Origin of the sequence: Klebsiella sp. 2680, assembly GCF_900198535.1 — a bacterium.
GTDB classification, from domain to species: Bacteria; Pseudomonadota; Gammaproteobacteria; order Enterobacterales; family Enterobacteriaceae; genus Klebsiella; species Klebsiella indica.
Map to the genome: position 1 here is coordinate 155,200 of NZ_FZNJ01000003.1, position 18,780 is coordinate 173,979.

The 18,780-nt window shown below is 57.5% G+C and carries 18 protein-coding genes; 16 read left to right on the forward strand and 2 right to left on the reverse strand.

Translation table 11 applies throughout. The features are described 5' to 3' along the window. Positions 1-22: 22 nt before the first annotated feature. The 11 genes from hypB (at position 23) to FN037_RS14025 (ending at position 11,628) form a co-directional block, all read left to right on the forward strand. Positions 23-895, forward strand: a complete 873-nt coding sequence (gene hypB / locus FN037_RS13975; protein ID WP_142502500.1) for a hydrogenase nickel incorporation protein HypB — start codon at positions 23-25, stop codon at positions 893-895. Beyond that, the gene (locus tag FN037_RS13980; protein WP_142502501.1) at positions 886-1,158 is read left to right on the forward strand and encodes a HypC/HybG/HupF family hydrogenase formation chaperone; all 273 of its coding nucleotides are present in this window, start codon (positions 886-888) and stop codon (positions 1,156-1,158) included. Before hypB ends, FN037_RS13980 begins: the two co-directional genes overlap by 10 nt. After that, a complete protein-coding gene (hypD, locus tag FN037_RS13985) occupies positions 1,159-2,280 on the forward strand; it encodes a hydrogenase formation protein HypD (protein WP_142502502.1) in 1,122 nt (373 codons plus the stop codon). Further along, positions 2,277-3,287, forward strand: a complete 1,011-nt coding sequence (gene hypE, locus FN037_RS13990; RefSeq protein ID WP_142502503.1) for a hydrogenase expression/formation protein HypE — start codon at positions 2,277-2,279, stop codon at positions 3,285-3,287. Before hypD ends, hypE begins: the two co-directional genes overlap by 4 nt. A gap of 461 nt (positions 3,288-3,748) precedes the next feature. After that, entirely contained in the window at positions 3,749-5,821 is a 2,073-nt protein-coding gene (gene flhA, locus FN037_RS13995) for a formate hydrogenlyase transcriptional activator FlhA (protein WP_142502504.1), read from the forward strand. 38 nt (positions 5,822-5,859) lie between these two features. Beyond that, positions 5,860-6,288 carry a molybdopterin-binding protein gene (locus FN037_RS14000; RefSeq protein ID WP_138359792.1) on the forward strand — a complete coding sequence of 143 codons (429 nt, stop codon included), beginning with the start codon at positions 5,860-5,862 and terminating at the stop codon, positions 6,286-6,288. A 116-nt stretch (positions 6,289-6,404) separates the two neighbouring features. Next, complete coding sequence (locus FN037_RS14005; protein WP_142502505.1) at positions 6,405-7,352, forward strand: alpha/beta hydrolase; 948 nt, start codon at positions 6,405-6,407, stop codon at positions 7,350-7,352. A gap of 857 nt (positions 7,353-8,209) precedes the next feature. Then, complete coding sequence (locus FN037_RS14010) at positions 8,210-9,127, forward strand: metal ABC transporter substrate-binding protein (protein WP_138359794.1); 918 nt, start codon at positions 8,210-8,212, stop codon at positions 9,125-9,127. Further along, entirely contained in the window at positions 9,124-9,945 is an 822-nt protein-coding gene (locus tag FN037_RS14015; RefSeq protein WP_142502506.1) for a manganese/iron ABC transporter ATP-binding protein, read from the forward strand. Before FN037_RS14010 ends, FN037_RS14015 begins: the two co-directional genes overlap by 4 nt. Further along, positions 9,942-10,802 carry an iron/manganese ABC transporter permease subunit SitC gene (gene sitC / locus FN037_RS14020; protein WP_138359796.1) on the forward strand — a complete coding sequence of 287 codons (861 nt, stop codon included), beginning with the start codon at positions 9,942-9,944 and terminating at the stop codon, positions 10,800-10,802. The genes FN037_RS14015 and sitC overlap by 4 nt, the downstream gene beginning before the upstream one ends. Next, the gene (locus FN037_RS14025) at positions 10,783-11,628 is read left to right on the forward strand and encodes a metal ABC transporter permease (RefSeq protein WP_138359797.1); all 846 of its coding nucleotides are present in this window, start codon (positions 10,783-10,785) and stop codon (positions 11,626-11,628) included. The genes sitC and FN037_RS14025 overlap by 20 nt, the downstream gene beginning before the upstream one ends. 91 nt (positions 11,629-11,719) lie before the next feature. Here the strand turns inward: FN037_RS14025 and FN037_RS14030 are convergent, their stop codons facing one another. Together FN037_RS14030 and FN037_RS14035 are read right to left on the reverse strand one after the other, a co-directional pair. Then, a complete protein-coding gene (locus FN037_RS14030; RefSeq protein ID WP_138359798.1) occupies positions 11,720-12,064 on the reverse strand; it encodes a nitrous oxide-stimulated promoter family protein in 345 nt (114 codons plus the stop codon). Positions 12,065-12,120: 56 nt separating this feature from the next. Further along, positions 12,121-12,426: a SelT/SelW/SelH family protein gene (locus FN037_RS14035; RefSeq protein WP_138359799.1), complete on the reverse strand. Its 306-nt coding sequence runs from the start codon at positions 12,424-12,426 to the stop codon at positions 12,121-12,123. Between the two features lie 214 nt (positions 12,427-12,640). On the opposite strand from FN037_RS14035, the gene FN037_RS14040 reads away from it, so the two are divergent. The 5 genes from FN037_RS14040 to FN037_RS14060 all read left to right on the forward strand — a co-directional run bounded on the left by FN037_RS14040 (position 12,641) and on the right by FN037_RS14060 (position 18,726). Next, complete coding sequence (locus FN037_RS14040; protein WP_142502507.1) at positions 12,641-15,010, forward strand: TonB-dependent receptor domain-containing protein; 2,370 nt, start codon at positions 12,641-12,643, stop codon at positions 15,008-15,010. Between the two features lie 93 nt (positions 15,011-15,103). Beyond that, positions 15,104-16,144 carry a hemin-degrading factor gene (locus FN037_RS14045; protein ID WP_138359801.1) on the forward strand — a complete coding sequence of 347 codons (1,041 nt, stop codon included), beginning with the start codon at positions 15,104-15,106 and terminating at the stop codon, positions 16,142-16,144. After that, positions 16,141-16,959: a hemin ABC transporter substrate-binding protein gene (locus FN037_RS14050; protein WP_142502508.1), complete on the forward strand. Its 819-nt coding sequence runs from the start codon at positions 16,141-16,143 to the stop codon at positions 16,957-16,959. Before FN037_RS14045 ends, FN037_RS14050 begins: the two co-directional genes overlap by 4 nt. After that, a complete protein-coding gene (locus FN037_RS14055; RefSeq protein WP_142502509.1) occupies positions 16,959-17,954 on the forward strand; it encodes a FecCD family ABC transporter permease in 996 nt (331 codons plus the stop codon). Before FN037_RS14050 ends, FN037_RS14055 begins: the two co-directional genes overlap by 1 nt. After that, on the forward strand, positions 17,947-18,726 hold the full coding sequence (locus tag FN037_RS14060; RefSeq protein ID WP_142502510.1) for a heme ABC transporter ATP-binding protein: 780 nt from the start codon (positions 17,947-17,949) through the stop codon (positions 18,724-18,726). The genes FN037_RS14055 and FN037_RS14060 overlap by 8 nt, the downstream gene beginning before the upstream one ends. Positions 18,727-18,780: the final 54 nt, after the last annotated feature.

Here is an 18,780-nt window from a genome sequence, read left to right on the forward strand (position 1 = left end):
GGGACAGACCAGGAGCAAAACTATGTGTACGACTTGCGGCTGTGGGAAAGGCAACCTTTATATAGAAGGCGACGAACATAACCCGCATTCGGCGTTTCGCAGCGCCCCCTTCGCGGCCGCCCCGCGTCAGATGATGAATATTACCGGCATAAAACGTGATGGCTTCACCCCTGAGCGTACTGAAAACGGCGATCTGCACTACGGTCACGGCGAAGCGGGTAGTCATGCGCCGGGTCAGAGCCAGAAACGCATGCTGGAAGTGGAAATCGACGTGCTGGATAAAAACAACCGTCTGGCCGCCCGCAACCGCGCGCGCTTCGCCGCCAAAAACCAGCTGGTGCTGAATCTGGTCTCCAGCCCCGGCTCCGGCAAAACGACCCTGTTGACGGAAACCCTGCTACGGCTGAAAGAAAAAACCCCCTGTGCGGTCATTGAAGGCGATCAGCAGACGATCAACGACGCCGCGCGCATCCGCGCCACCGGCACGCCGGCCATTCAGGTCAACACCGGTAAAGGCTGCCATCTTGACGCCCAGATGATCGCCGATGCCGCGCCGCGCCTGCCGCTGGATGACAACGGCATTCTGTTTATCGAAAACGTCGGCAACCTGGTATGCCCGGCAGATTTCGACCTCGGCGAGCGCCATAAGGTGGCAGTGCTGTCGGTGACCGAAGGGGAAGACAAGCCGCTGAAGTATCCGCATATGTTCGCCGCCGCCAGCCTGATGCTGCTCAATAAAGTCGACCTGCTGCCGTATCTCACCTTTGATGTGGAAAAATGTCTGGCCTGTGCCCGGGAGGTGAATCCGGATATTGACATTATTCTTCTTTCCGCCACCCACGGGGAAGGCATGGACCAGTGGCTTAACTGGCTGGAGGCGCAGCGATGTGCATAGGCGTTCCGGGACAAATTCGCGCCATTGACGGCAATCTGGCAAAGGTGGACGTGTGCGGCATTCAGCGCGAAGTCGATCTCACTCTGGTCGGCCCGGTCGATGACCAGGGCCAGCCGCGCCTGGGCGAGTGGGTGCTGGTGCACGTCGGTTTCGCCATGAGCGTGATTAATGAAGCTGAAGCCCGCGATACCCTTGACGCGCTGCAAAACATGTTTGCCGTCGAGCCGGACGTCGGCGCGCTGCTCTACGGCGAGGAGCGGTAAATGCGTTTTGTTGATGAATACCGCGCTCCGGAGCAGGTAATGCAACTGGTGGAACACCTTCGCAAGCGGGCCCGCCTGCTGACGCATACCGCCGAACGCCCGCTGCGCATTATGGAAGTGTGCGGCGGCCATACTCACGCCATTTTTAAATTCGGCCTCGACCAGTTGTTGCCGGAAAATATCGAATTTATCCACGGCCCCGGCTGCCCGGTGTGCGTACTGCCGATGGGACGCATTGACGCCTGTATCGATATCGCCAGCCGTCCGGGCGTCATTTTCTGCACCTTTGGCGACGCCATGCGCGTGCCGGGAAAAAACGGTTCGTTGTTGCAGGCGAAATCACGCGGGGCCGACGTGCGTATCGTCTATTCGCCAATGGATGCCCTGAAGCTGGCGCAGCAAAATCCCGACCATGAAATAGTCTTCTTCGGTCTCGGTTTCGAAACCACTATGCCCGCCACCGCCCTCACGCTGCGTCAGGCCCGCGAGCGCGATGTGGCTAATTTTTACTTTTTCTGCCAGCACATCACTCTGCTGCCGACCCTGCGCAGCCTGCTCGATCAGCCGAATAACGGGATCGATGCTTTTCTCGCCCCCGGTCACGTCAGCATGGTTATTGGCACCGAAGCCTACGGGTTTATCGCCAGCGACTATCATCGTCCTTTAGTGGTGGCGGGATTCGAACCGCTTGATCTACTGCAAGGCGCGGTGATGCTGGTTGAGCAGACAATAGCGCGGCACAGTGAGGTGGAAAACCAGTATCGCCGGGTGGTGCCTGATGAGGGCAATCCACTGGCGCAGTCGGTCATCGCCGATGTGTTCTGCCTCAGCGGCGACAGCGAGTGGCGAGGTCTGGGCGTGATTAACAACTCTGGCGTCCGTCTGATGCCCGCGTATCAGCGTTTTGACGCCGAGGCGCATTTCCGCCCGGCACCGCAGCGCGTTTGCGATGACCCGCGCGCCCGCTGCGGCGAGGTGCTGACCGGCCGCTGTAAGCCGCACCAGTGCCCGCTGTTCGGCAGTACCTGCAATCCGCAAAGCGCCTTTGGCGCGCTGATGGTTTCCTCGGAAGGGGCCTGCGCCGCCTGGTATCAATATCGCAGTCAGGAAATCGAAGTATGAAAAGCATCCAGTTAGCTCACGGTAGCGGCGGTCAGGCGATGCAGCAGTTGATCGGCGACCTGTTTATGCAGGCTTTCGCCAACCCCTGGCTGGCGGAACTGGAAGATCAGGCGCGGCTTGATCTCGCCGGGCTTACCGCGCAGGGCGATCGTCTCGCCTTTTCTACTGACAGTTATGTTATCGATCCGCTATTTTTCCCCGGCGGCAATATCGGCAAGCTGGCGGTATGCGGCACAGCGAATGACGTGGCGGTGAGCGGCGCACTGCCGCGCTACCTCTCCTGCGGGTTTATTCTTGAAGAGGGGCTGGCGATAGCCACGCTCGAAGCGGTCGTCAATAGCATGGCGCAGACCGCACGGGAAGCCGGGATCGCGATTGTCACCGGCGATACCAAAGTGGTGCCGCGGGGATCGGCGGATAAACTGTTTATTAACACCGCCGGGATCGGCGCGATCCCGGCAGACATTCACTGGGGCGCCCAACAAATTAGCGCCGGCGACGTGCTGCTGGTCAGCGGTACGCTTGGCGATCACGGGGCAACGATTCTTAATCTGCGCGAGCAGATGGGGCTGGACGGTGCGCTGTCCAGCGATTGCGCGGTGCTGACACCGCTGATTCAAACGTTGCGCGACATCCCCGGGGTCAAGGCGCTGCGCGATGCGACCCGCGGCGGCGTTAACGCAGTCGCTCATGAGTTTGCCGCCGCCAGCGGCTGCGGGATTGAACTGCATGAACAAAATCTGCCGATCAACGATACCGTACGCGGCGTATGCGAACTCCTCGGGCTGGATGCGCTTAATTTTGCCAATGAGGGCAAGCTGGTGATTGTCGCCGCCCGGCACGCTGCGGAAAACGTGCTGACGCGTTTACGCGCTCACCCGCAGGGGCGCAATGCGGCGATCGTTGGCGATGTTGTGGAACGTCCGGGCGTGCGCGCCATCGGCCTGTACGGTGTGAAGCGCACTCTTGATCTTCCCCACGCCGAGCCGTTGCCGCGAATTTGTTAACAATGTATGGCGATTTCCCGGAGGCGGCGCGTTGTGCCCGTCCGGGTGGCATTATCTCAACGACTTGTTATGGAAAACTAAAGAACACATTGTTGCTCCCCCCGCCCCTCCGGGGAGAGGGTGAGGAGGAATGCACGGCACGGATAGAATAGCAAGGGTGAAAACCCGCCTGGCTCACCGCTTCATTATCCAGCCCAAATCATCGGGCCACCACGGATCGGTTTACGGCGGCAATGACCGCTTAATTTAACAGACTATTAGAGCCTATCCCTGTAGGCGTTATTGGCGCAGACAGTTTGAATACGGCCAGCGCGGAAGAACCGGAGCGTACACCTAGTACGTGAGGATTCTGAGCACTGCCCAGGTTCAAAATGACAAGTAAAATAGACCTAATGGGATAGGCTCTTATTTGTATCATCACTTTATTACGCGCTGCTTTGCGGTGCTTTTGGGCTTAAGCAATGTCGTATACACCAATGGGCGATCTTGGGCAGCAGGGCCTGTTTGATATCACCCGCACGTTATTACAGCAGCCGGATCTGGCTGCGCTGAGCGAAACGTTAACCCGTCTGGTGCAACAGTCCGCGCTCGCCGACCGGGCGGCAATTATTTTATGGCATCCCGGTAACCATCGTGCGGTCCGGCATGCCTGCGACGAAGCCGGGCACCCGCTAAACTACGAAGACGAAACCGTCCTTGCCAACGGTCCGGTACGACGCCTGCTGTCGCGACCGGATGCGCTGTATTGCGACAGGGCGACTTTTGCCGAAACCTGGCCGCAGCTGGCCAGCAGCGGACTCTACCCCACATTTGGTTATTACTGCCTGCTGCCGCTGGCGGCGGAGGGCCGCATCTTCGGCGGCTGCGAATTTATACGCAATGCCGACCAACCGTGGACGGAAAAAGAGTACCAGCGGCTGCACACCTTTACGCAAATCATTGCCGTGGTGACCGAGCAAATCCAGAGCCGTGTCAGCAATAACAGCGATTACAATCTGCTATGCCGTGAGCGCGATAATTTTCGCATTCTGGTGGCGATCACCAATGCCGTACTCTCGCGGCTGGATATCGATGAGCTGGTCAGCGAAGTGGCGAAGGAGATTTATCATTATTTCCGCATTGACGCCATCAGCGTCGTGCTGCGCAGCAACCGTAAAGGCAAGCTCAATATCTACTCCACCCACTATCTTGACGCCGACCATCCGGTGCACGATCAAAGCGAGGTGGATGAAGCCGGAACCCTGACCGAGCGGGTATTTAAGAGCAAAGAAATGCTGCTGCTCAATCTGCACGATTATGACCGGCTGGCGCCGTACGAAAAAATGCTCTTTGAAATATGGGACAACAAAATCCAGACCCTGTGCCTGTTGCCGTTGATGTCCGGCAACACGCTGCTTGGCGTGCTGAAGCTGGCGCAGTGCGATGAAAAAGTATTCACCACCACCAACCTCAAATTGTTGCGGCAGATTGCCGAACGGGTCTCAATCGCCATTGATAACGCCCTCGCCTATCGTGAGATTCAGCGCCTGAAAGAGCGTCTGGTGGATGAGAACCTCGCGTTGACTGAACAGCTCAATAACGTCGAGAGCGAATTTGGCGAAATCATTGGCCGCAGCGAAGCGATGCATCGCGTGCTTAAGCAGGTCGAGATGGTGGCGCACAGCGACAGCACGGTGCTTATCCTTGGCGAAACCGGGACCGGTAAAGAGCTGATTGCTCGCGCCATTCATAACCTGAGCGGCCGCAACAGCCGCCGGATGGTGAAAATGAACTGCGCGGCCATGCCCGCCGGACTGCTGGAAAGCGATCTCTTTGGCCACGAGCGCGGCGCCTTTACCGGCGCCAGCGCCCAGCGCATTGGCCGCTTCGAACTGGCGGATAAAAGTTCGCTGTTCCTTGATGAAGTCGGCGACATGCCCGTGGAACTGCAGCCGAAACTGCTGCGCGTATTACAGGAACAGGAGTTCGAACGCCTCGGTAGCAATAAGCTGATTCACACCGATGTCCGCCTGATCGCCGCGACTAACCGCGACCTTAAGCAGATGGTCGCCAATCGTGAATTCCGTAGCGATCTCTACTACCGCTTGAACGTCTTTCCGATCCACCTGCCGCCGTTGCGCGAACGCCCGGACGATATTCCGTTACTGGTGAAAGCCTTCACCTTTAAAATCGCCCGCCGTCTTGGGCGCAATATCGACAGCATTCCGGCGGAAACGTTGCGTACCCTCAGCCGTATGGAGTGGCCGGGTAATGTGCGCGAACTGGAGAACGTTATCGAACGGGCGGTGCTGCTGACCCGCGGCAACGTGCTGCAATTATCACTACCGGAAATAAGTATCGAGCAGGCGCCGCTGACAGCGGAGGTAGCAGCAAAAGAAGGAGAGGACGAATACCAGCTGATTGTCCGGGTACTGAAAGAGAGCAACGGCGTGGTTGCCGGGCCGAAAGGCGCGGCCCAACGACTGGGATTAAAACGCACAACATTACTTTCCCGTATGAAACGTCTGGGCATTAGCAAAGATGTTCTGGTATAACCAGAGAGTCATTTCTAAACGCATTGAGCGGAGGCATTATGGCGGTATCAGCACGTAACCAACTCGCCGGCACAGTCAGCGCGGTCGCCACTGGCGCAGTCAACGACGAAATCGAACTGACTTTAGCGGGCGGCGCAAAGCTGGTGGCGATCGTCACCCACAGCAGCAAAGAAGTGTTGGGTCTGGCGACAGGTAAAGACGCCATTGCGCTGATTAAAGCGCCGTGGGTCACGCTGGCGACAGAAGATTGTGGTCTGAAGTTTTCCGCCCGCAACCAGTTCACCGGTAGCGTGACCCAGGTGACAGAAGGCGCGGTGAACGCCACCGTGCATATTCAGGCCGACGCGGGCTTTGAAATCATCGCCGTGGTCACCAATGAAAGCCAGCAAGAGATGAAGCTGGCGCAGGGCAGCCGTGTCATCGCGCTGATTAAGGCTTCCGCCATTCTTATTGCCACCCGCGCCTGATTAATATTCAGAACGCTGTTTCATTTCTATTTAAATGAAACGGCGTTCTGTGAAGCCACTCGCAATACTTGTTACTCATCAATGATAAATAAGCCTTTTCCTTACTGGAGATGCTTATGACGCGTTTACCCCTGGCGGCGGCCATCATGCTGCTTTTGTCTGCTCCGACGGCATTCGCCTCCCTGTCGACCTTTTCAGTCTGGCCCGGCGGTGAAGCGCCCGGGGCGAAACACAGCCCGGTGGTTGAATCTCTCGTGGAGCGCAGTAACAATCCCGCGCTGCCTGACCGCGCCGTCACCGGCATCCGCGCCCCGGCAATCACCGTTTATGCGCCAGAGAAGCCCAACGGTATCGCCCTGCTGGTGACGCCAGGAGGATCATATCAGCGTGTGGTGCTGGATAAAGAAGGCAGCGACCTTGCGCCGGTATTTAATGCGCAAGGCTATACCCTGTTTGTGATGACTTATCGGATGCCCGCGGAGGGTCACACGGAGGGCAGCGATGCTCCGCTGGCCGATGTACAGCGCGCGTTGCGTACCCTGCGGTCGCGTGCCGCAGAGTGGCATATCGACCCGCATAAAATCGGTATCATGGGGTTTTCCGCCGGGGGGCACGTGGCAGCGAGCCTGGAGACCCGCTACAACGCGTCGGTTTACACCGCCATCGATGCTATCGACCAGCAGAGCGCGCGACCAGATTTTGCCATACTCGCGTACCCGGTGATTTCCATGGATCCGGCGATTGCCCATCGCGGCTCGCGCAAAGCGCTGATTGGCGATACGCCGACAGCAGAGCAACAGCGCCGTTATTCGCCGGAGCAGAATGTGACGCCTGAGACGCCGCCGACATTTATTCTGCATGCGGTAGACGATCCTTCGGTACCGGTGGATAACTCACTGGTCATGTTCAACGCGCTGCGCGCCCACAAGGTGCCGACGGAATTGCATTTGTTCGCCGAGGGCAAGCATGGCTTCGGTATTCGTGGAACGAAAGGTCTGCCCGTCGCCGAGTGGCCGCAGCTGGCGATGAACTGGATAGACTCGCTGCCCGACATGAAAAAATAGCGTCACCTGTTCTGATGCCAATCGGTTAAGCGAGTCATCGGTGTTGTCGTCTGTTTCATTGACTAACGGCATTCGCTTTTTCGGTGGTTCTGGTGAAAATGGCGCATTTTTAATTTCCCCATTGGATTCAGTGGCCTGTTCCGTTCACGGTTAATACGAGGATATTCTTCATATGCATTGCGTGTGAACGGCCAGGGGGACGTTTCGCCCGTCCCCCTGCACCCCCGGCATTGCGCTGAAAACCTGCCGCTGCGCGGTCCGCTCCACTCCGGCTTCATCTGGCGGACCGGGCGGGACTCGACGTCCTATCTCGACCCGCCCTCTGGCCGCCGTCCTGGCGGCCAGTCCTGGATGCGCGCCTGCGTTCCCGCCAGGTTTCCTTGATGCGCCCAACCCCCCTGCTGTGAGCCTGGGCTGAAACGGTTACTCCCCTGCGGCTGTGGGTTCAAATCTCCTGCGTTTTGCAACCGAATAGGGATTTCGCCAGAACCACCGATTAACGGAACCGAGCAGCCAGCCTCTACACACGGCTGACAGCCCCTTAACTGACCAGCATGAGCTTCCTGCCTCTTGTAAGTCGGTAAGCGCACGCTTCATTAAGCGTCTCTTCAGTAAATGGCCTTAAACAAATAACCTATTGTTATATAATAAAAAATTAAGAAAAACCGCCTCCACTGCCTTCTTCATCATTCCCCTGACAGAATCTGGTCTGCTGCACGATTTTGTTCTCATGCTAACCATTTGCCTTGAATTTAAATAATAATCATTTTCATTTACTAATAGCCTGTGCTATATAACATAGCAAAAGCTATAAATGATGATTAATTAATCGCAACCTGCAACCTGTGAGGGATCCTATGCTGCACCTGCCACCTTTGAAACATCTGCTGCTTGCCACGACTCTGGCGCTACTGACCATTGCCCCCGTCCAGGCAAAAGAGAAATTTAAAGTCATTACCACGTTTACCGTCATCGCCGACATGGCGCAAAACGTCGCGGGCGATGCGGCTGACATCAGTTCAATCACTAAACCCGGTGCCGAGATCCATGAATATCAGCCGACCCCCGGGGATATCAGGCGGGCACAAGGCGCGCAGTTGATCCTCGCCAACGGCCTCAATCTTGAACTGTGGTTCGCCCGTTTTTATCAGCACCTGAACGGCGTACCAGAGGTGGTGGTCAGCAACGGCATTCAGCCGATGGGCATCAGCGAAGGGCCTTATAACGGCAAACCCAACCCACATGCCTGGATGTCCGCAGATAACGCCCTGATCTATGTCGACAATATCCGCGACGCGCTGGTGAAATACGATCCTGAGAATGCCAATACTTACCGCCACAACGCCGAGACTTACAAAGAGAAAATTCGCCAGACCATGGCACCGCTGAAGGCGGAACTGGGGAAACTGCCGCAGGATAAACGCTGGCTGGTGACCAGTGAGGGCGCATTCTCCTATCTGGCTCGCGACAACGATCTGCGCGAACTCTACCTGTGGCCAATCAACGCCGACCAACAGGGCACGCCGCAGCAGGTGCGCAAAACCATTGATACGATGAAGAAAAAGCATATCCCGACCATCTTTAGCGAAAGCACTATCTCCGATAAACCGGCGCGCCAGGTGGCAAGAGAAGCAGGCGCTCACTACGGCGGCGTTTTATACGTCGACTCTCTGAGCGCCGCCGATGGCCCGGTGCCGACCTATCTCGACCTGCTGCGCGTCACCACGCAAACCATCGTCCAGGGCATCAACGACGGATTGAGGAAACAATCATGAGTGACGCACTACCGGGGATCGCAGTCAACAACGTCAGCGTGACCTGGCGTAACGGGCATACCGCCCTGCGGGATGCGTCATTCAACGTCCCACGCGGTTCGATTGCCGCGCTGGTCGGGGTGAACGGCTCAGGAAAGTCGACGCTGTTTAAAGCATTGATGGGCTTTGTTCACGTGGCGCGCGGCGATATTGCGATTCTCGGCCAGCCGGTTAACCGGGCCCTGCGCCAGAACCTCGTCGCCTATGTCCCGCAGGCGGAAGAAGTGGACTGGTCCTTCCCGGTGCTGGTGGAAGACGTGGTGATGATGGGCCGCTACGGCCATATGGGCTGGCTACGACGAGCGAAAAAACGCGACCATGAAATTGTTGATGCCGCGCTGGCGCGGGTCGGCATGAGCGAGTATCGCCACCGGCAGATAGGCGAACTTTCCGGCGGACAGAAAAAGCGCGTGTTTCTGGCCCGCGCGATCGCCCAACAAGGGAAAGTGATTCTGCTGGATGAGCCCTTTACCGGCGTCGATGTGCAGACGGAAGCGCGCATCATTGAGCTGCTGCGGGAGCTGCGCAATGAAGGGTGTACCATGCTGGTTTCGACCCATAACCTCGGTTCGGTGAGCGAATTCTGCGACTACACGGTGATGGTCAAAGGTACCGTGCTGGCCAGCGGCCCGACGGAAACCACGTTTACCGCTGAAAACCTTGAGATCGCTTTTAGCGGCGTACTGCGCCATGTAGTGTTGAGCGGCGCGGAAGAGAAAATTATTACCGACGATGAGCGGCCGTTTATTAGCCGCCGCGTGGCGGGAGGTAAGGAATGAACTGGCTGCTGGAGCCGTTTGGCTATCAGTATATGCTGAACGCGATGTGGGTCTCGGCGCTGGTGGGAGGCGTGTGCGCATTTCTCTCCTGCTATCTGATGCTCAAAGGCTGGTCGTTGATTGGCGATGCCCTCTCCCACTCCATCGTACCCGGCGTGGCGGGAGCATATATGCTCGGCCTGCCTTTCGCGCTGGGCGCCTTTCTTTCCGGCGGGCTGGCAGCGGGCAGTATGCTGTTTCTCAATCAACGCTCGAAGCTGAAAGAAGATGCGATTATCGGCCTGATCTTCTCCTCTTTTTTCGGCATCGGCCTGTTTATGGTTTCACTGAATCCCACTTCGGTGAATATCCAGACCATTATTCTCGGCAATATTCTGGCCATTGCCCCGGAGGATATTATTCAACTGGCGGCAATTGGTTTTATTTCGATGGTAATTCTGCTGCTGAAGTGGAAAGACCTGATGGTAACCTTTTTCGATGAGAACCACGCCCGTTCAATTGGCCTCAATACCCGTGGGCTGAAACTGTTGTTCTTCACGTTGCTGGCGGCCTGTACCGTGGCGGCACTGCAAACCGTCGGCGCATTCCTGGTGATTTGCCTGGTGGTCACCCCCGGCGCCACCGCCTGGCTGCTGACCGACCGCTTCCCGCGCCTGCTGCTCATTGCCGTGGCTATCGGTAGCCTGACCAGCTTTTTCGGCGCGTGGATCAGCTACTATCTGGACGGTGCGACCGGCGGCATCATCGTCGTGGCGCAAACGCTGCTGTTTTTAGTCGCTTTTGTTTTTGCACCGAAGCACGGCCTGCTTGCCAGCCGTCGTCTCGCCAGGAGGTCTCATGCTGAACGTGCTGCTTGAACCTTTCCAGTTTCCTTTTATGGTTAACGCCATACTGGTGGCAATGATTGTCGCCGTTCCCTGTGCGCTGCTTTCCGTGTTCCTGGTGCTGAAAGGCTGGGCGCTGATGGGCGACGCCATGAGCCATGCGGTATTTCCCGGCGTCGTGGTGGCCTATATTGTCGGCGTCCCCTTCGCCATCGGCGCGTTTATCGCCGGGTTATTCTGCGCTATCGCCACCGGTTACCTCGATGATAACAGTCGCATCAAGCGCGACACGATCATGGGAATTGTGTTTTCCGGGATGTTCGGCGCGGGTCTGGTGCTGTACGTCGCGATTCAGTCGGAGGTTCATCTCGACCATATTTTGTTTGGCGATATGCTGGGTATTTCGGCCAATGATATTGTACAAACGTCGCTGATTGCGCTGCTCATCGCCTTAATTATCGGCCTGAAGTGGCGCGATTTTCTGTTGCACGCCTTTGATCCGCAGCAGGCCAGGGCCAGCGGGCTGCGCTGCGGGCTGCTGCACTACGGGCTGCTGTGCATGATTGCGCTGACCATCGTCGCAACGCTAAAAGCCGTGGGGATTATTCTGTCGATTTCATTACTGATCGCGCCGGGGGCAATCGCCCTGCTGTTGACACGGCGCTTCGTCAGCGCTCTGTTGCTGGCAGTGGTCATTGCGGTGAGCTGTTCACTGGGCGGCGTGTGGTTGTCGTTTTATCTCGACAGCGCCCCCGCGCCGACCATTGTGGTGTTGTTTACCCTCCTGTTTGTTATCGCGTTTGTCAGTACGTCGGTTCGCGATCATCGAACGCTGTCAGAAGCACCAGGCCGCGGCTAGCGCCGCCGGAAGTGCCTGGAATAAAACAGGCCCCCTTGCCCTTTCAGGGTGAGGGGATGCTCCCGAAAGCGCTACGCAGCGCGAGCCGGGGCTATTTTTTAGACCGGTACTTTTCGGGAAGCGCGGGGACAGGGCGTTTATCATCAATCAGATGGCGAAGTGTCAGGATCGGATGACGCCAGAGCATTCGAGGCCCGGCCCAGCGCATAATCTGCTTCATCTCTTCGCGTCTCGCGGGTTGATAGCAGTGCACCGGACACTGCCTGCAGGCGGGTTTTTCTTCACCAAATACGCACTTATCCAGACGCTTGTCCGCGTAGGCATTAAGCGCCCGGTAATGTTCAGCGTCGTCGCTGGCATCCTGACAGAGGCGCCGATAGAGCGAAATCATACTGCTAATGGTCTTTTTTTCCCGCGCAATACGTTTCCCCGCCATAGACTGTTCCTCACCAATAAAGATGCATTAATAATACACGTTTAAAGAGAGCAATGTCACTCACTACTCCCTGAGGAGTATGCCGGTTTATCCACGTGTCCCAGCGCTTTGTCCGGGAAGCAAACGTCGCGAACCCGGCGTTTCAGTTCGGCGGCATCGGGAAAACCACCATCCTGCTTACGCTCCCAAATTTGTACCTCATTAACCGTCACCACGAAAATCCCGCCGGTTCCCGGTACCAGCGTCACCGAGCCAATATCGGTACTGAAACTGTGCAGCAATTCCTGGGCCATCCAGCTGGCGCGCAGCATCCAGTTACATTGCGAACAATAGGTAATGGTAATAGCGGCTTTGTGACTCATCGCTTTCTCACTGTCAGTAAAGGGGGAAATTGTAAACAACTTGCAGATTAATTGAGAAATAATCAATAATTTTGTTGCAAACGATAATACCTATCATTACCATTCGCGATAATTAAGTATGGAACAACATGTCCGGTCATGGAATAACAGGACACACCTGCACTCTGGAAGTAATGCGTGGGCCAATACTAATAATTATCAAGGCGTGGCTATTATGTATATCTCCACTCAATCAACAGCATGGTTCAAGAAAAGCCTGCTGGTGACCTCTTTGCTTGCAGCAATCTATCAAACTTCTGCCGGGGCGGCAGATACCAACACGAAAGCGGCCAGCAATACCGCCTCTGAGGATAGCTCGGAACAGATGACCGTGACCGCGCCAGCCCCTGTGCTAAAAGCAGGCAGCGAGCATTCCATCAGCGCTCAGGAATTGCAGGATAAAGGCGCCAACGATTTTGGTTCCATTATGCGTTACGAACCGTTGATTAGCGCGACCGGCGCCAGCGGCGGTTCCGGCAACGGTAAAAGCGGCTTCGACCGCGGCGGCTATACCGGCTACAACATTCGCGGCATGGAAAGCAACCGCGTCGGTATCGACGTCGACGGTATCGCCCAGCCCAATGCCACCGGGCGCAGCTATGCCAGCCGCGCAGGCCTCAATACTTTCGGAATGGGGCGCGACTACATCGACCCGTACATGTACGGCAGCATTGATATTCAGTCCGGAGCGACCTCGATCGATACCCCCAACAACGCTATCGGCGGCAACGTCTCTTTCCGTCCGAAATCCGCCGATGACTATCTGCATCCGGGGAAAACCAGCGCCTTCGGCTACCGCAGCGGCTATGATTCCGCCGACCGTAGCTGGCACAATGGCGTCACGGTCGCTGGCGGCGATGAAACCCTGCGCGGCATCTTCGTCTACAGCCGTCGCGACGGCCAGGAAACGGAAAATAACAGCGGGACGCTCGATTCATACCCGGCAAACTGGCACTCGGACGCGTTTATGGCGTCCGGGATCTGGCAGCCGAATGACGAACACAAGCTGACCAGTACATTTGATTACTACCATAAAACCAACCATACCCATTACGATGCCTGGAACTCCAGCGGCAGCAGCATCATCGGCACCTCGAACCAGACCAGCCAGACCCGCCGCTGGGGCCTGAGCCTGAAAGATGACTGGACGCCGATGAATGACTATATCGACGGCGTATCAACCAAAGTCTACTACCAGCATACCGAAGCCCATGACTGGACTTATATGCCGGACAGTATCACCCGCGCGATGCAAACAGTGAGCTCCGACTACGATACCGATACCTGGGGCATTCAGAGCGCGCTGGTAAAATCGATCGGCCGCCACGACCTGAGCGCCGGTTTTAACGCCAGCACCACCAAAACTCAGCGCCCGCTAACCCAGTCGCCAACCCCTAGCGCCTACAGCGTGATTATGCAACCGGACGCCGACAGCCGCAGTTATATCGTCGCCGGTTTCGTGCAGGACCAGATTAACTTCGACCTCGACAGCCATAATTTCGCCGTTATCCCGGGCATTCGTGTGGTACATCAATCGACCAAACCGGAAAATCTCTCCGACCTGGCCAACAACAGCAGCGTGCTGACGGGTTCGGCGGTCTCGACGCTGTATGGCAAGAACGCCGATACCCAGGCGCTGCCGTCGTTGACTTTCCAGTACGATATCACTCCTCGGCTGATGACTTACCTGCAATATAAGCGCGGGGCGCAGTTCCCCAACGCCAGCCAGCTGTATGGCTCCTGGAACCTCGGCTCCAGCTATGCGGCCAGTCAGCAGTATGCACTGATCGGGAATACCGATCTGAAAACCGAAACCAGCGATAACCTCGAGTGGGGGATGAAGGGCGAAGTGACGGAAGGCATTACCCTGCGCACCGCGCTGTTCTACAACAGCTATAAGAACTTTATCGCCTATACCCGCTACACCCGCGCCAATAACCCGACACAGTTCGCCAATGTGCCGTCGAATATCTACACCATCTATCAGGCGGAAAACCGTGATAAAGCCTATATTTACGGCGGTGAAATTAGCGCCAGATTCAACTTTGGCACCTGGTTTGAAGAGGTTAACGGCCTGAGCGCCACCCTCGCCTACGGTTATAGCGAAGGACAATCGAAATCCAGCTACAGCGGCGATAAATACGTCGATCTTGATAGCGTCGCGCCAATGAAGGCGATCGTCGGCGTGGCATGGGACGATCCGGCAAAACGGTACGGTACCGCCTTGACTGCCACCTTTGTTAAGGGCAAACGCGCTACCGCCACCAACCGCGAGAGCTACTCCAACAGCGGCTCGGCCATTACCGACGCCACCAGCGAATATATGCGCGTTCCGGGTTACGGCATGCTGGACTGGACCGCTTACTGGCAGGTAACGAAAAACGTGCGCCTGAACGGCGGGGTTTACAACATTACCGATCGTAAATACTGGGATTATCTGAGCAGTCGCAATATCGAAACGGCCACCAATCAGGACGCTAACGATAAAGCGCTGGCGGTGATGCCAGGCCGGACCTGGCAACTGGGCGTTAACGTCGATTTCTGATTAGCCAGATACGTTTTTGACAAACGCAATAATAAGAAACCTGCTCCCCGGCCCGCGCGCCGGGGATACTCATCGTAGAGAAGGATGTGAATTATGCCAAACACGCCATCGCAACATGCTCCGCTGTGGCAGCGCTATCTGACCACCAAAGCACAATCCTCCGCCAGATACGCGCGCGATATCGCCAGTGAAATGGGGATTAGCGAAGCCGAACTGACCGAGGCCCGTCTGGGCCACGATGCTGTACGCCTGCAGGACGACGCGCGCGCGATTCTGGCGGCGCTGGAAGCGGTAGGCGAAACCAAATGCATCTGCCGCAATGAATACGCGGTACATGAACAGGTCGGCGCATTTACTCATCAGCATCTGAGCGGCCACGCCGGGCTGATCCTCAATCCACGCGCCCTCGACCTGCGCCTGTTCCTTAGCCAGTGGGCCAGCGCTTTTCACCTGACCGACAATGGTCGCCAGAGTATTCAGTTCTTCGACGCCCACGGCGATGCGTTGCTCAAGGTTTACACCACCGGAAATACGGATATGGCGGCCTGGGATGCGCTGATTGCCGGGTACCGGCAAAGCGCTCCTGCTCCGCTGACGATTCTTCCGGTCACGGAGGTGAAATTTGCCGATTCCGCCGACGGCGCGGCGCTGGAAAAGGAATGGCGCGCCATGACCGACGTACACCAGTTCTTCGGCCTGCTGAGAAAATATAACCTGTCACGTCAGCAGGCGTTCCGCCTGGTCAGCGATGATCTCGCCTGCCGGATTGAAAAAGAGACACTCCCGGCACTGCTGGACACCATCCACAAGGATGGCAATGAGATCATGATTTTCGTCGGCAACCGTGGCTGCGTGCAGATCTTCACCGGCGTACTGGAAAACGTTGCCCCAATGCGCGGCTGGCTGAATATATTCAATACCGCTTTTACCCTGCATCTGCGCGAAGATAGCGTCGATGAAATCTGGGTAACCCGCAAACCCACGTCCGACGGTCACGTTACCAGCGTCGAGTTGTTCGCGAAAGACGGCACGCAAATCGCCCAGCTATATGGCCAACGCAGCGAAGGCCACCCGGAACAGGCGCAGTGGCGCACGCAGGTTGATCGTTTAACAACCGAAGGGTCGATCGCATGAAGCGCTGGCTGATATTACTTGCGGCGTTTCCGCTGCTGGTCTGCGCCGCCGCCGAGCGGATAGTCTCTCTCGGCGGCGACGTCACGGAGGTGGTTTACGCGCTTGACGCCCAGCCGCAACTGGTGGCCAAAGACAGCACCAGTACCTGGCCTGCTGCCGCGCAGAACCTGCCGGATGTGGGCTATCTGCGCCAGTTGAACGCCGAAGGGATCCTCTCTCTGCGCCCGACGCTGGTCTTAGCCAGCGCGCAGGCACGGCCCTCTCTGGTGCTGAAAAAGGTCGAAGAGAACAAGGTTAAAGTGGTCAGCGTACCGGGCGGCTATGATTTTCCGGCAATCGAGAAAAAGATCGCTGTCATTGCTGACGCCCTCGGCAAACAGAGTGAAGGTGAAGCCTTGCGTCAGCAGCTTCATCGGCAGATAGCGCAAATTCCGTCTCAGCCCATGAATAAACGCGTGCTGTTTATTCTCAGCCACGGCGGCATGAACAGCATGGTGGCCGGTAAACAAACGGCGGCAGACGGCGCGATCAGGGCGGCTGGTCTACAGAACGCGATGCAGGGCTTCGACCATTATCGCAGTATGTCCCAGGAAGGCGTTATCGCCAGCCGGCCGGATCTGGTGGTCATTTCCGCCGATGGTCTGAAAGGGATGGGCGGCGAAACCGGACTGTGGAAGCTGCCGGGACTGGCGCAAACGCCGGCGGGCCGTCATAAGCAGGTGCTGGTGATTGACGATATGGCCCTGCTTGGCTTTGGCCCGCGCACGCCGCAGGCGATACTCGCCCTGCGGCAAAAAGCGGAGCAGTTGCCCTGATGCGATCCCACCTTGCCCGTCATCTGTGGTTAATGACGCTGCTTCTGGTCATCCTGACGCTGTTTGCCACGAGCCTTGGGGCGATGCGTCTGCCATTGAGCAGCCTGCTCCCTGCCGGCGATGAGATCCTGAGAAATATCTGGTTAACCATACGCCTGCCGCGGGTACTGCTGGCGCTGCTGGTGGGGGCTGCGCTGGCGCTCTCCGGCTGCGTGATGCAGGGGCTGTTTCGCAATCCGCTCGCCGATCCAGGGCTTTTAGGGATCAGCAGCGGCGCGGCGCTGGCGGTGGCCTGCTGGCTGGTGCTCCCTCTGTCGCTCCCGGCGCTGGTGGCGCTGTATGCGCCGATGCTGGCGGCGTTTATCGGTAGCGTGGCGGTGATGGTAGTCATTTTTATTCTCAGCCGAGCCGGAGACGCCTCGCTCTCGCGCCTGCTGTTGGTCGGCATTGCCATTAATGCCCTGTGCGGCGCGCTGGTCGGGGTGCTGGCGTGGCTCAGCAATGATAGCCAGTTGCGTCAGCTTTCCTTGTGGGGCATGGGTAGCCTCGGCCAGGCGGAATGGTCCACGCTGCTGGTGGCGGCCACGCTGATGATCCCGGCCTCCATCGTGGTATGGGCAATGGCCTCGCGTCTTAACCTGTTACAGCTGGGCGATGAAGAAGCGCACTATCTCGGCGTTAACGTCCGCGCATTGCAGCGGCTGTTGCTGTTATGCAGCGCACTGCTGGTGGCCTCCGCAGTGGCTATCAGCGGCATTATTGGTTTTATCGGCCTTGTGGTGCCGCATCTGATGCGGATGTGGCTGGGGCCTGACCATCGCGGCCTGATCCCCGGTTCGCTGCTGTGCGGCGCGATACTGCTCCTGCTGGCCGACACCCTGGCGCGCACCGTCGCCGCCCCTGCGGAGATGCCGGTCGGTCTGTTGACCAGCGCGCTCGGCGCGCCGTGGTTCCTGTGGCTCATTTTTCGTCGGGAAAGAGAAATTCATGGATAACCGCTATAGTGCGCGTTCGCTCTCTTTGCGCATCGGTAATCGGCAGATTATTAACGATGTTTCCCTTGAACTGCGTGGCGGCGAAATGATGGCGCTGATTGGCCCTAACGGCGCGGGGAAATCAACCCTGTTGCGTCTGTTAACCGGTTTTTTAACCCCTGACGATGGCGAACGGTTAATCGAGGGACGGCCGCTGGAAAGCTGGTCGGCGCAAGCGCTTTCCCGTCGCCGGGCGGTGATGCTGCAACGTACTCAGCTCCACGCCGACTGGCCGATTGAAACCGTTATCGCCATGGGTCGCTCGCCCTGGAGCAGTACGCCGAACATGGAGATGATCCGCCAGGTGATGAATGAGACCGGCTGTGATCACCTCGCCGGGAGACGCTATCCATCTCTTTCCGGCGGCGAGCAGCAGCGAGTCCAGTTGGCCCGGAGTCTGGCGCAGCTATGGCGCGATGGCGCGCCCGAAGGCTGGCTGTTTCTCGATGAACCCACTTCGGCGCTGGATCTGTACTATCAGCAACATCTTCTGCGCCTGCTCAGGCGTCTGACCCGCAGCGGCAAACTGCATGTCTGTGTGGTCCTGCACGATCTGAATCTCGCGGCGCTCTGGGCCGACCATATTCTGTTGCTGCATCAGGGCAACGTGGTAGCGCAGGGCACGCCGCGGGAAGTGATTCAACAACCGATTATTAGCCGCTGGTATGGGGCGGAGGTAAGTATGGGAGAGCACCCGGATATCGCCGTACCGCAGGTGTATCTGGCGCCGTGAGCAAAAGGGCGCAAGCGTATATAAAGCCCGCTTGCGCCGTTTCGGTGGTTTACT